This is a genomic window from Kurthia sp. ISK08 (assembly GCF_046159805.1).
In the GTDB taxonomy this organism is placed as follows: domain Bacteria; phylum Bacillota; class Bacilli; order Bacillales_A; family Planococcaceae; genus Kurthia; species Kurthia gibsonii.
In genome coordinates this window covers 281,165-294,619 of record NZ_JBJXHL010000002.1, presented here as the reverse complement: position 1 = coordinate 294,619, position 13,455 = coordinate 281,165, and the positions used below count along the sequence as shown (strand labels likewise).

Sequence of the window (13,455 nt, the reverse complement as noted above, 5' to 3'; positions counted from 1 at the left end):
AATTATTGTTTATGTGTTAATAAGTAATTGACAACATCATGGAATGGTACTTTTTCTTGGTCACCTGTTTCCATGTTTTTAATGTTGACAGCTTGTTCTTCTAATTCAGAACTTCCTAAAACCATCACATATTTTGCTTCAAGACGATTCGCTGCTTTCATTTGTGCTTTCATCTTACGACCTGCATAGTCGATATCTGCTGAAATACCACGCGCGCGGAATGAACTTGCAAATTCAACTGCTTTTAGTTTCGCTGCATCGTCCATTGTCACGATATATAAATCAAGTGCATTTTCTGTATCAAGTGTTACTTCCTCTGCTTCTAAAGCAAGTAATAAACGTTCAATACTCATCGCAAAACCGATACCTGGTGATTCAGGCCCACCAATTTCCTCAACTAAACCGTTGTAACGACCACCACCACAAAGTGTTGTAATCGCACCGAAGCCTTCTGCTGTACTCATAATTTCAAATGTTGTGTGATTATAATAATCTAATCCGCGCACTAAATTTGGATCAACAACATAGTCAATACCAAGTGCATCTAAGTACATTTTCACTTGTTCAAAATATGTGGCAGATTCTTCATTTAAATAATCTGTTAGTTTAGGTGCTGAAGTAGTTAATGGATTCTCTGCATCTACTTTACAATCTAAAATACGTAGTGGATTTTGCTCCAAACGTTTTTGACAGTCTGAACAGAATTCTCCAATATGTGGTGCAAAGTGATCAATTAATGCTTGGCGATGTGCTTGACGTACTTCTTGATCTCCAAGTGAATTAATGACTAATTTTAAATGCTTTAATCCCGATTCTTGATAGACACGCATCGCTAATTCGATAACTTCCGCATCAATTGCCGGGTCTTTTGAGCCAATCGCCTCTACACCAAATTGAACGAACTGACGATAACGACCTTTTTGTGAACGCTCATAACGGAACATTGGTCCTAAATAAGATACTTTAACAGGTTGGTCAGGATTACCAAACATCTTGTGTTCCACATATGCACGTGAAATCGATGCAGTTCCTTCAGGACGTAATGTCATTGAACGACCACCACGATCTTCGAATGTGTACATTTCTTTTTGCACGATATCTGTTGAATCACCTACACCACGTTGGAATAATTCTGTTGATTCAAACATCGGTGTACGAATTTCTGGATAACGATAGACATTTGTTAGATGGCGCATAACACCTTCTACTTTTTGCCATTTTTCCACTTCACCTGGAAGTATATCTTGTGTTCCTCTTGGTACTTTAAAACTCATACGATTTAACTCCTTTCACTTCATTTTGCCTGAATGATTGTGCGCAATATAAAAAGCTCTCGCCTCTTGCATTACGCAAGGGACGAGAGCTGTATAAGCTTCCGCGGTTCCACCCTAGTTGATTTATACAAAATCGCATAAATCCTCTCAAATTCGGATAACGGCCGACTCCGTTCTCCCCTACTATGATTGCTCATTTCGAAAAGAAACCTCTCGAGTGTTATTCATCTACTCGTACTATTGAAAAAGATTTCAGCCACGTCTTTTTCTCTCTAAAACAGTCTATAGAGTTGACTACTTGCTCGGTCATAGGTGATATATAATTCATTTCAGATTAACTAATATGATAGAGTTTTCCCTACCTTCTGTCAACATCTATTTACGTAAATATAAACTGACTTATCTGACGAATCCCCAATTTCCTAAATAAAAAGAGCAATAAAGTGAAGCTATTTACCTAATTTTGAATATATACATAAAAAATATTATTAAAAATACATTTTTTTAAAGTTATTATAGCTTTTTAGTACCTAAAGCATATACAATGTAAGAAAGGAGGAGAATTATGGTCAACTTTATTCAAAAAAGTAAAAAATTAGGTATCGCTCTGTTGCTACTAATTGCAACAATTTTAACCGCGTTACCAGCAACAAGTTCTGCCGCAACAACGACACAGTACAAGGTTAACACATCCAGTTTAAATGTTCGTTCGGGTCCTTCAACGAATTACAAAGTCGTTTTCACGTTGAAGAAAAACACCGTCGTAACGAAACAAGCAACAAAGGGTTCTTGGTTTAAAATCAAATCAGGCTCAAAGACTGGCTATGTTTCTTCTAAGTACTTAACGGCAGTGAAAAAAGTAACAGTAAGTTCTGCAACATCAACACAATACAAGGTGAATGCTTCAAGCTTGAATGCCCGTTCTGGTCCTTCAACAAATTATAAAGTCGTGTTCACATTGAAAAAGAATGCAGTCGTAACAAAGCAAGCAACAAGCGGTACATGGTTCAAAATTAAATATGGTTCGAAGACAGGTTATGTATCTTCTAAATATTTAACTGCGATTAAATCATCTGAAACATCTACATCTTCTACACCTGCAAAAACTACATACTTCTATGTAACAGAACAAACGGGTCTATCACTTCGTTCTGGTGCTGGCGTAAACTACAAATCATTAGGTGTAACCGTTCCTTTTGAAGCAAAAGTAAAAATCCTAAAAGAAAACAAAAATAATTGGATTCAAGTTACGTACAAAGGTAAAACAGGTTGGATTAATGCCCATACAGCTTATGGTTTTAAATCAACAACAAGTTTCGCTTTCACTTCAGTGAAGGTGACAAAAACAACATACCTTGTTATGAAAGGTAATTCATTAAATGTACGTAAAATGCCAAATGTAGCAGCTCCAAAAGTAGCATCTATTGGCATTGGCTTCACAGGTAAAGTACTTCGTACATCAAATAATAACTGGGTTGAAATTGAATATAGCAATAGTAAACGCGGTTGGGTATCTGCTAATACAGATTTAAGTATTTTAACAGATAAAATCGATCAAGTTGGTAACCCAAGTAGCAAACCATTAAAAGGTTTGAAATTCGTAATCGATGCTGGACATGGTGGTAACGATTCAGGTGCTGTTGGTACAGACTTAAATGGTAAACGTGTAACAGAAGCTGAATTAACATTAAAATCGGCAAAAGCAGTACAATCTAAAATCGAATCACTTGGCGGCACAGTGTTTATGACACGTACAGGTACAGGTGCACTTTCTTCTGACAAAGTAACCGATTTAGGTTTACGTGCAAAAGCGGCAGCAAAATACGGTGCAAACGCATTTATTAGCTTACACTATAATTCAGCAACACCTGCTGCTGAAGGAATCGAAACACTTTATTACAAAGCCGATTCAAAAGAATTCGCAAGTACAATTCATAAAAATGTAATGGAAGCTCTTAAAGAAGAATATAATGGTATTAAAGACCGCGGTCCAAAATTCCAAAATGTTATGGTATTACGTGAAAATACAGTATTTGCTACATTAGTAGAACTTGGTTTTATCTCTAATAAAACTGAATTAACACGTATGAACACAGATAAATACCGTGCAACGATTGCAGAAGGTATTGCAAACGGCGTATTGGAATACTACTTCGGTGAATAATAATATGTATGAAAAAACGAGGCTTGGGCATATGCTCAAACCTCGTTTTTATTATGCTTCTAGCAGAATCGTTGTTGGTCCAATATTCGTTAATTGAACATCCATCATCGCTCCAAAAATACCTGTTTCAACATGCATACCTAAGCGGCGAAGCGTGTCGTTGAATTCTTGCCATAGAGGTTCTGCAATTTCTGGGCGTGCAGCTTCTGTAAAGCTCGGACGATTCCCCTTTTTCGTGTTGGCATAGAGCGTGAACTGTGAAATAGATAGAATCGCACCTTGTTCATCAACAATGGAACGATTCATCTTCTCCTCTTCATCTTCCCAGATGCGTAATTTCACAATTTTATTCGCCAATGCCTCTACTTGTTCTTTTGTATCACTTGCTGTAATGCCAACAAGTAATACGTATCCACGATTAATCTGTCCAACAATTTGACCGTCTACTGTCACTGAAGCTTGTTTTGCTTTTTGTAATACAACCTTCAACTGTTAACAGCTCCCCACTTAATTATTCACACGTTGTACCGAATAAATATCTTGAATCGACTTGATTCGGTCAACTACTTTTAACATATGATGAATATCACGAATTTGTAACGTTAAATGAATCGTCGCCATCTTATCACGATTTGCACGTGCATTCACTGCAAGAATGGATGTTTTTGTTTCAGATACAACTGCCATTACTTCAGCAATAAAGCCTGGACGATCATAACCTGTTACTTCAATATCCACCGAATATAATTTAGAGTCTTGTTGTAATGCCTGACTCCACTCTACTTCAATTAAGCGGTCCTGTTCATCTGCTGTCGCAACATTTGGACAATCTGCTCGGTGAACCGATACGCCACGTCCTTTTGTAATAAAACCAACGATTTCATCACCTGGTACGGGACGACAACAACGCGATAGACGAATTAATAGATTATCCAAACCTTTGACAACAACACCCGTTTCAGTTGGCTTCGTATCTTTTGGCGTGTTCATCTCTTTCGTGATTTTTTCCATCTGTTCTTCATGGTCACGCTGTTTACGGATTTTTTCTGCTAGGCGATTAACAACTTGTTGTGCTGTCATACCATTAAAACCAACTGCTGCAACTAAGTCTTCTTCTGTCGCATAGTTCAATTTTTCACAAACACGTTTGAAGTTTTCTGACGTTAGTACCTCTTTTGGATCGAAGCCTTGTGCCTTAATCTCTTCTTCAATTAGGCGCTGTCCTTTTTCTGCATGATCTTCACGCGACTGCTTTTTAAAGAACTGCTTAATTTTATGTTTTGCTTGTGAAGATTGGGCAATTTTCAGCCAATCATGCGATGGACCGAATGACTGTTTTGACGTCATAATCTCGACGATATCACCTGTGTGTAGTGGCGTGTCTAAAGGTACCATCTTACCGTTTACTTTCGCACCAATCGTCTTGTTACCGATTTCAGAATGGACACGATACGCAAAGTCAATTGGTACAGAGCCGGCTGGTAATTCTAATACATCGCCTTTTGGTGAGAATACATAGACCATGTCAGAGAATAAATCGAATTTTAATGATTCCATAAATTCTTCCGCATCCGATGATTCATTTTGGAATTCTAAAATCTCACGGAACCATGATAATTTACTATCAATATTTTGTTGTTCCGGCTGTACACTTTTTCCTTCTTTATAAGCCCAGTGCGCTGCTACCCCGTATTCAGCGATATTGTGCATCTCAACCGTACGAATTTGAATTTCAAGTGGATCGCCGTATGGGCCAATCACTGTCGTATGTAATGATTGGTATAGATTTTGTTTTGGCATCGCAATATAATCTTTAAAACGTCCTGGCATCGGCTTCCATAATGTATGCACAATCCCAAGTGCTGCATAACAATCCTTAATACTCTCTACAATAATACGAACAGCTAATAAATCATAAATTTCGTTAAACTGCTTATTTTGCATCTCCATTTTACGATAAATGCTATAGATATGTTTTGGTCGACCTGAAAGTTCCGCTTCAATACGAATATCATCTAATTGATCGCCAATTTCCTCCATTACTGAATTTAAGTATTGTTCACGTTCAACACGTTTACGCTTCATTAAATTCACAATACGATAATATTGCTGTGGGTTCAGATAGCGAAGTGCTGTATCTTCTAGCTCCCACTTAATTGTCGAAATCCCTAAACGATGTGCAAGCGGTGCGAAAATTTCAAGTGTTTCTTTTGAAATGCGGCGCTGTTTTTCAATCGGTAGATGTTTCAACGTACGCATATTGTGCAAACGGTCAGCTAATTTAATTAAGATGACACGAATATCTTGCGCCATCGCTACAAACATTTTGCGATGGTTCTCTGCTTGCTGTTCTTTTTTTGATTTATATTTAATTTTCCCTAGCTTTGTTACACCGTCCACTAACATCGCTACTTCTTCACCAAAATGCTCCACTAAATCTTCTCGCGTATAATTCGTATCTTCTACAACATCATGTAAAAAACCAGCCGAGACAGTTTCAGGATCCATTTGAAGCTCTGCTAATATACCTGCAACTTGTATAGGATGAAGAATATACGGCTCTCCTGAACTGCGGAATTGCTCTCTATGTGCTTCCTCCGCTAAATCATATGCTCTTTTTACAAATGCCACATGTTCTTCGTTCATATAAGAGGTAAGCGTTTCAAAAACCTCTTCCACTGTCATCACTCGATCTTTCGCCATGTTCAGCTCACCCTATTTCATAAATTTACCGATTAAGATATAAGAATAATTGTATAAAATAACTACCTATCTTGTAAAGGTTAAGTACATGAATTTCCTTGCTCCTTCACCGAATAGTGAAAAACCCGTTCAAAAAGTCGAAACTCTTTGAACGGATTTTTTTAAAAGACGTAAATATTAGTATTCCATAAGAGAAAAAATGTCATATCCTGCGATTTTTTCGCGTCCTTTTAATTCTGTTAATTCGATTAAGAATGCACAACCGACAACTTCGCCACCTAATTGTTCAATTAGTTTAATTGAAGCTTCTACTGTACCGCCTGTCGCAAGTAAATCGTCAACGATTAATACTTTTTGACCTGGTTTTACAGCATCACTATGCATTGTTAATGTATTTGTACCATATTCCAAGTCATACTCTTGTGAGATAACTTCACGTGGTAATTTACCTGGTTTACGAACAGGTGCAAAGCCAATTTCTAAAGCATAGGCAACCGGGCATCCTGTAATGAAACCGCGCGCTTCAGGGCCTACGATTAGTTCAGCACCCATTTTTTTCGCATAATCAACAATTTGGTCTGTCGCATATTTGTAAGCTGGGCCATTATCCATAATTGTTGTAATATCTTTGAATGAAATGCCTTCTTTTGGCCAGTTTTCAACAACTGTTACGTATTTTTTTAAATCCATGGTTTCCTTATTCCTCCTCAGAAACTGATTGTTCTTGTCTACACAAGTCTAACCAATCTCTTAAATCCATATATTGGGCGTACAAGAGTTTTTGTTCTAAAGCTACTTGTTCCTTGCGTTCCTTATAGATTGTTGCAGACTCGATTGCACGCTTATCTGGATTATCTATAATTTTCGCAAGTCCATTCTCTATTGTAACAAATTTCAGCTCAAAAAACACCTGTGTCATGAAAATCAACATCGCACGACTCCAACCTTTATGTTTAGCTAAATCATTTAGATGTTGACGTAAATGAAATTCACGACGTTTTTTCAAAAAACTATAGTACCAGATGAATTGTTCACGTGTTGGCATCCCTTCAAATAGGTGTGAATTCGCTACATGAAAATGCGCATACACACGCATCGGTTGAACCGTTTGTAAAATATGCTTCACTTGTTGTTCATGCTTTGGTAAATCTAAAAAGACAATATATGACGTGTACGTAGATAATTCTTTTTCCTCGTCATAAAGCGCAATTTCTTTTGGAATAAGTGTTGTAAAATAGTCGACTGTTTCACGCTTAAACGCAATAAATGTCGTTTCTTCAATCGGCATTTTTTGAAGCCATTTTGAAATTTTATTACCGCCACGCAAGTCAAATAATTGCCAATCATCTGTGTGTACATCTGAGATTAACAACTGCGCTTTTTTATGATTATTCCACTCATTAATTTGCAAATCACCCGCAAATGATAGCTCGATTCCTTTTGTTAATTCATCTGCTAAATACCCTTTATGAAAACCAATTGCATCCAGTGTATGTTTACCATCGCCAAGCTCCATCTTCACATGGTCTTCATTCGCACCAATTTTACGCATGGATTGGATTGACGTTTTCGGAATACCGTACATTGGTTTTGTAAATCCAACACCATACGGAGCAAGTGTGCGAACTGCCTCAATCGCTGAAACATCAATTTCTGACACATCGACAGGAACATCAATTTCTAAAATCGGAATCAAGTCTTCTTCTGTTAGACAGACCATTGCCTGCTCATGAAGTCGTTCACGTAATTCATCAACATCTTCCATCGCAAGTGTCATACCTGCTGCCATTGGATGTCCGCCGAACGCAGGAAGGATATCGCGATTTTTGTCGAGTTCTAGATACATATTAAATCCTTCAATACTACGTGCTGAACCTTTCGCAATTCCTTTTTCTAAATCAATACCAAGCACAATCGTTGGCTTGTAATAGCGCTCGACTAAACGAGAAGCGACAATTCCTACTACCCCCGGATTCCATCCTTCTTCTGCGACAACGAGGACACGTGAGTCACGAATTTCATCTATATTTTCAACCATATCAATCGCTTGTTTCGTCATATCTGCCACAATATCTTTTCGCTCTTTATTTTTCTCATCAAGCAATGTCGCCATTTGCATCGCAGTGTCGGCATCTTGCGTCATTAAAAAGTCGACTGCTTCTGTGGCATCGCCTAATCGACCAATCGCATTTAGGCGCGGACCGAATGAAAAGCCGAGTGTTTCTTCTGTAATCTCTTCAAGTGCAACATCTGATACCTTCGCTAATGCTTGTAGCGATACGTGCTGTGTGCGCTGTAAATGTTCTAACCCACGCTTCACTAAATAGCGATTCTCATCATGCAGTGGTACTAAATCGGCTACTGTACCAATCGCTACAAACTCCACTAAATGCTCTGGGAATCGTCCAAGTAAGGCATGCGCTAGTTTGAACGCGACACCAACACCTGCTAACTCACCAAATGGATACTGCCCTTCTGGAATACGCGGATGAATGATGACATCTGCTTCTGGTAACGTTCCTGCTGGTTCATGGTGATCTGTCACAATAACATCTAACCCTAGTTCTTTTGCAACAGCAATCGGACCATTCCCTGCAATCCCGTTATCGACTGTGATGATGAGTTGAATACCATCTTCTGCCGCCTGTCTAAATAATCGCTCTGAAGGGCCATAACCGTCGATAAAACGGTTCGGAATCACATGTGTAACATTTGCCCCTAACTCGACTAGAGCGCTCTTTAACACCGTCGCACTCGTAATACCATCACTATCGTAATCGGCATATACGAGAATCGACTGTTGTTGCTCAATGGCTTGTTGAATACGTTCTACTGCCTCTTTCATACCATGCATTAGAAAAGGATTGTGTACTACTTGTTCATCCATATGTAAAAAAGCTTGTGCTTCCTCGACTGTTTGAAAGCCACGTGCCACTAAAATTTTGGCCGCAAGTGTAGGTAACTGTAAAGCTTGTTGAAATAACGTCACTAATTGTTCATCTGGCTGTTGAATGCGCCATCTTTTATTTGTCATATTCTCACTTCCTCATCTACTCATTATAACGAAAGTCATGGACGAATAGATACCATTTGATATAAAAAGAGCGCATCTTTTCCGAAGAATCGATGCGCTACGATTATGTAAATAGATGTAAATACCAATTAAAAATGGCATCACCATGAAAGTAAACGATTAATGTTGCCACCGCAATCGATGGTCCAAACGGAATCGTCTTCCCGAACCCACGTCGTAAAATGATGGAGACGATGAGACCAATAAGTGCTGCAAAGAATAAGGATAAGAATGTTAGTTTAAGCCCTAAAACTAATCCCAGCACAAAATACAGCTTAATATCGCCACCGCCCATACCGCCTTTTGATAGGATGGATAGTAACAACAGTAAACTAAAGCCAAATACAGCACCTAAGATCGCATCCCACCACGGTTGTAATGGTGAAATGATGCGCATGATGGCAATTAAAGTACCAAAAATTAATAATACGCGGTCTTGAATAATCGTATAGAGTAAATCAGATACGGTAATAATCGCTAATAATGAAATCAGTAATAGTGCTACAACCAGTTCTTTTGAAAACCCAAGTTGCGCATAAGCATACGCAAAGAGAATACCTGTTAATGCTTCAATAATGACGTGAAAAGGTCCATATGTTGCACCGCATGTACGACACTTCCCACGTAAAAAGAGATAGCTAAAAACAGGTACTAAATCACGCGCAGTAAGATGTGTCTGACAGCTTTCACAGTGCGACCCTGGTCGAATAATCGACTCCCCTTTTGGCCAGCGCATACCAACTACATTAAAAAACGAACCACATACTAACCCGATTAAAGCGAATACGATTGTGTAATACAGTTCCAAACTTCATCACCTACTATTTCTGATCTTTTGCATAAAATGTCGTAATCTGTACGTTTGCTTGTACAGGGTATTCAGCAGGTGTATCTTCTGAATTGGTTGCTGGATCCGTTGTTTGCTGTTCGACAGCCGCTTCTGGATTTGCAATCTCATAATCAACCGAGTCAATCTTCATTAAACGCGGATAGCGCTCGATATTTTGTAAAAATTGACGCACATCTGCTATATCTTCACCTGATACAGTGAACGACACAGTAATTAACTCCATGTTACCAAGAATTTCTTCATTAGCAAGGTCAGATGTTGGTGTTTCTGTCTTCGTTTCGTCTGTTTCCTCTTTTTTCGCCTCATCTTCTACTTGTTTTTCAGCTTCTTCGGTTGTTTTTGTCGGCGTATTTGAATTAGACGTATTTTCTTCATTTGATGCATCACCTTGAAGCGTATCTTTTGCAGAAGCATCGTAGTTATTAAATGCGACACTACTCACTTCTGTTGCTGTTTGTCCTTCAAACTGCTCTAGCATACGAATCAACTGACTAATATCACGATTTTTTGGTACTTTCATACGCAATTCCGCATCGCTTCTTTTTGATGCTTCCGCGTTCTTTTGATCTTGCTGCAATTGAATACGTAAATTCGATGCTTCATCTACTAACTGTACATTTTCAGCTTTTAAAGCATCTCGCTCCGACCATTTTGGTTCTAATATATACGCATAAATACCATAAACAACTGCGCCTACTAGACAGATTGCAAGAAGGATGAGAATGAGTTGCTGTCTGTTTAACTGTTTTTTCATGACTCCTTCTCTCCTTCAATTAATTTGGCTAAGTTTAGATCAAGCGTTAACTGCGCTTTGTGACGCGGTACACTCGTCGCAGCGTTCGGTAATGCTACTGAATTCACTTCAATTGTTGTGACTTTAATATCTGTAAATAACGGATTCGTCTGTAACTGATCGACATAATTTGCGACCTGTGTAAATGTTTCATATTGAATATCGACAGTCGCTTGATTTGCACTAAATGTAAAGTTCAGCTCATATTCATACGGTTGTAAGTCTTTTCGAATCGCATCCATGACCGGCGTCACAGGATAGGCAAGACGTTCAATCACTTTTACTGCCGCATCCAGTGAATTTTGCTTCTCTTGTTCATAAGCTGCTACTTTTGCTTTTTCATCATCAACAATCGCTTGATTCGCTGCTTTTTCTTGCTCTAATGCTTTAATTTCTTTCGAGATGGATGCATTCCAAAGCGCAATACTCGCAATCAAAATTGTCACGACAACTGCTGCTCCCCAAATCCATACTTTCTTACTACCTTCAGCTTTGAATGATGGAAGTAAGTTAATGTTTGGAATGGCTGATAATAATTCATCTTTTAATGCTAAGCCGACTACTTCCGCATTACTCGCATGTAGTGCTGGGAACTGTTCTTTAACGCGACTATCTTCCAATGTATAAATCGGAACATCCATCTGACTCTCTAACATATTTTTTATGTATGTAATTTCAGGACAATCGCCTAGTAATATAACTTGCTCGACATTCTGTTGATCTTTATTAATCGAGAAACGATAGAAGTTCATAATACGATTCATTTCAGCTAACGCTTCCATTAAATCCATTTGATACTCACTTGTATTTCCCTTATACGTAAATGTTAGATGGTCGCCTTCTTCTGTCGGCTCCCACTGTACTAATTCCGTTTCAATCGTATGATAACGAATGAATTCAAGTACACCCTTATCATAAATCGATAGCGATAATTCATTAATCGACACTGCAACCGTCATCGTAATACGATCCACAAATTCCGGGAAGATTTGTTCTACCATACGCAATGTCGCAAGTGCGCGTGCATCGGCAGCGATTGGCTTTAATCCCACATCGTATAAAATCCCTTGAATTTTTCGAATCTCGATACCATTCGTCGCAAATAATAGTGCCTGTCCTTCTTCTGGTAAATCGACCACGTCAATGACCGGTTCTTCAAATGGTAAATGTACTGACTGCCCAATTTCTAGTTCAAAATATTCTTTAATCGCAGCACCACTTAAATCAAGTGGATAATCGACTTTACGCATCGTTAATGCATTATCAGGAACCGTAAAAATAACCGATTGCCCTTTTAATTTAGATTCTTTTACAATTTGTTTAATTAATTCAAATACACCGACTTCATCAACAATTGCACCGTCTCGAATCAAGTCTTTTGGTAAGTCTTGCTCAATTAAGATTGCTTTCGTTAAATCTTGCTCATGATATTGAAATAATTGGATTTTATAATCATTATATGTCAACGCAACCTTTTTCTTCGAGCCCAATTTCATCATGATTGCCTCCTACTTTTCTAAATCAAACCAACACTTCGGCACGAAGCCGTCGAAGGACGGCTTCTAAACGAAAGGCTGGTTACTAATTCCCCATTGCCTCAGCAATTTTCTCTTGAGTAAGTGTATTTGTATTAGTTACACCAGTAGCTGTTTTATATTTTGCATTTAAATCTTTAAGAGGTGTATAAGTAATTGTGTACACACCTCCAGATTTTGTAACAACATCAGCAGCAGCTAATTCATTTCCAGCTTTTAATCCTTCAACATAGCCATCTAAAGCTGTTTTATTACATGGTTTTGCAGTTGTGCCATCACACGCACCATCGGCAATTGCTGTTTTAGCACCTGCGATAATTGTTGTTGCATCAGATAAGATGGCTTTTGATTTTGAATTCGAGATGATGTTGCCGATTGCTGGAATGGCGATTAATGCGATGATTGCTAGAATAACGATAACTGCTAGTAACTCGATTAACGTTAAACCTTTTTCATTTTTTAATTTCTTATTTAGTAAGTTTCTCAATGAATAAACCTTCTTCCGATAAATTTTACTTTTCAATCATACTATTAAAGGTGAAATAAATTCTTATTCTCCACCCATTGCTTTAGCAATTGCTTTATTTGAAGCAGTTTTAATTCCTGTAGTAGATTCTGTCCCACTTTGTGCTTTAGTTAATATTTTTGTATACTTTTCATTTAATGTTGCAAGAGGAGCGTAAGTAATAGTATAAGTATCTCCTGATTTTACAACTTGATCACCAGTAGTAGTACCATCGTTCATTGGTACTTTTAATCCTTCAACATAATCTTTTAATTGATCTGCTGTACATGTATTTGCTGTACATGCACCATCTGCAATCGCTGTTTTTGCACCTGCGACAATTGTTGTTGCGTCAGATAAGATGGCTTTTGATTTTGAATTCGAGATGATGTTGCCGATTGCTGGAATAGCGATTAATGCGATGATTGCTAGAATAACGATTACGGCTAGTAGCTCGATTAGCGTTAAACCTTTTTCATTTTTTAATTTCTTATTTAATAAATTTCTCAACGAAATTCCTCCTCTTTCTTTTTTGCCCTTGCTGAAAGTACGTTCGTT

At 38.1% G+C, this 13,455-nt stretch carries 11 protein-coding genes and 1 other annotated feature; of the genes, 1 reads left to right on the top strand and 10 read right to left on the bottom strand.

The features are described 5' to 3' along the window. Positions 1 to 2: 2 nt before the first annotated feature. On the bottom strand, positions 3 to 1,274 hold the full coding sequence (hisS, locus tag ACKVQX_RS05015) for a histidine--tRNA ligase (protein ID WP_068452390.1): 1,272 nt from the start codon (positions 1,272 to 1,274) through the stop codon (positions 3 to 5). 75 nt (positions 1,275 to 1,349) lie between these two features. Then, positions 1,350 to 1,593 (bottom strand) — a binding site (T-box leader). A gap of 246 nt (positions 1,594 to 1,839) precedes the next feature. On the opposite strand from hisS, the gene ACKVQX_RS05010 reads away from it, so the two are divergent. Then, entirely contained in the window at positions 1,840 to 3,438 is a 1,599-nt protein-coding gene (locus ACKVQX_RS05010) for an SH3 domain-containing protein (protein WP_068452388.1), read from the top strand. A gap of 51 nt (positions 3,439 to 3,489) precedes the next feature. Here ACKVQX_RS05010 and dtd read toward each other — a convergent pair whose 3' ends face one another. The 9 genes from dtd to ACKVQX_RS04965 all read right to left on the bottom strand — a co-directional run bounded on the left by dtd (position 3,490) and on the right by ACKVQX_RS04965 (position 13,407). Next, complete coding sequence (gene dtd / locus ACKVQX_RS05005) at positions 3,490 to 3,927, bottom strand: D-aminoacyl-tRNA deacylase (protein WP_068452385.1); 438 nt, start codon at positions 3,925 to 3,927, stop codon at positions 3,490 to 3,492. Positions 3,928 to 3,945: 18 nt separating this feature from the next. Further along, complete coding sequence (locus ACKVQX_RS05000) at positions 3,946 to 6,141, bottom strand: bifunctional (p)ppGpp synthetase/guanosine-3',5'-bis(diphosphate) 3'-pyrophosphohydrolase (RefSeq protein ID WP_068452382.1); 2,196 nt, start codon at positions 6,139 to 6,141, stop codon at positions 3,946 to 3,948. Positions 6,142 to 6,318: 177 nt separating this feature from the next. Next, on the bottom strand, positions 6,319 to 6,831 hold the full coding sequence (locus ACKVQX_RS04995) for an adenine phosphoribosyltransferase (RefSeq protein WP_087680331.1): 513 nt from the start codon (positions 6,829 to 6,831) through the stop codon (positions 6,319 to 6,321). 7 nt (positions 6,832 to 6,838) lie between these two features. Beyond that, positions 6,839 to 9,175: a single-stranded-DNA-specific exonuclease RecJ gene (gene recJ / locus ACKVQX_RS04990; RefSeq protein ID WP_409136067.1), complete on the bottom strand. Its 2,337-nt coding sequence runs from the start codon at positions 9,173 to 9,175 to the stop codon at positions 6,839 to 6,841. A gap of 103 nt (positions 9,176 to 9,278) precedes the next feature. After that, positions 9,279 to 10,022, bottom strand: coding sequence for a prepilin peptidase (locus tag ACKVQX_RS04985; RefSeq protein WP_409136066.1), 744 nt, complete (start codon positions 10,020 to 10,022; stop codon positions 9,279 to 9,281). Between the two features lie 13 nt (positions 10,023 to 10,035). Further along, positions 10,036 to 10,818 (bottom strand): hypothetical protein, encoded by a 783-nt coding sequence (locus ACKVQX_RS04980; protein ID WP_409136065.1) that lies wholly within the window; start codon positions 10,816 to 10,818, stop codon positions 10,036 to 10,038. Next, the gene (gene pilM / locus ACKVQX_RS04975) at positions 10,815 to 12,353 is read right to left on the bottom strand and encodes a pilus assembly protein PilM (protein ID WP_409136064.1); all 1,539 of its coding nucleotides are present in this window, start codon (positions 12,351 to 12,353) and stop codon (positions 10,815 to 10,817) included. Before pilM ends, ACKVQX_RS04980 begins: the two co-directional genes overlap by 4 nt. Before the next feature lie 85 nt (positions 12,354 to 12,438). Further along, a complete protein-coding gene (locus ACKVQX_RS04970) occupies positions 12,439 to 12,879 on the bottom strand; it encodes a prepilin-type N-terminal cleavage/methylation domain-containing protein (protein WP_325943296.1) in 441 nt (146 codons plus the stop codon). Between the two features lie 63 nt (positions 12,880 to 12,942). Then, positions 12,943 to 13,407: a prepilin-type N-terminal cleavage/methylation domain-containing protein gene (locus ACKVQX_RS04965; RefSeq protein ID WP_231726982.1), complete on the bottom strand. Its 465-nt coding sequence runs from the start codon at positions 13,405 to 13,407 to the stop codon at positions 12,943 to 12,945. Positions 13,408 to 13,455 lie beyond the last annotated feature (48 nt).

Excerpts from the sequence above, each read along its gene's own strand:
- recJ (WP_409136067.1), bottom strand. The coding sequence starts at position 9,175 with ATGACAAATAAAAGATGGCGCATTCAACAGCCAGATGAACAATTAGTG.
- hisS (WP_068452390.1), bottom strand. The coding sequence starts at position 1,274 with ATGAGTTTTAAAGTACCAAGAGGAACACAAGATATACTTCCAGGTGAA.
- ACKVQX_RS04980 (WP_409136065.1), bottom strand. The coding sequence starts at position 10,818 with ATGAAAAAACAGTTAAACAGACAGCAACTCATTCTCATCCTTCTTGCA.
- ACKVQX_RS04995 (WP_087680331.1), bottom strand. The coding sequence starts at position 6,831 with ATGGATTTAAAAAAATACGTAACAGTTGTTGAAAACTGGCCAAAAGAA.
- ACKVQX_RS05010 (WP_068452388.1), top strand. The coding sequence starts at position 1,840 with ATGGTCAACTTTATTCAAAAAAGTAAAAAATTAGGTATCGCTCTGTTG.
- pilM (WP_409136064.1), bottom strand. The coding sequence starts at position 12,353 with ATGAAATTGGGCTCGAAGAAAAAGGTTGCGTTGACATATAATGATTAT.
- ACKVQX_RS05000 (WP_068452382.1), bottom strand. The coding sequence starts at position 6,141 with ATGGCGAAAGATCGAGTGATGACAGTGGAAGAGGTTTTTGAAACGCTT.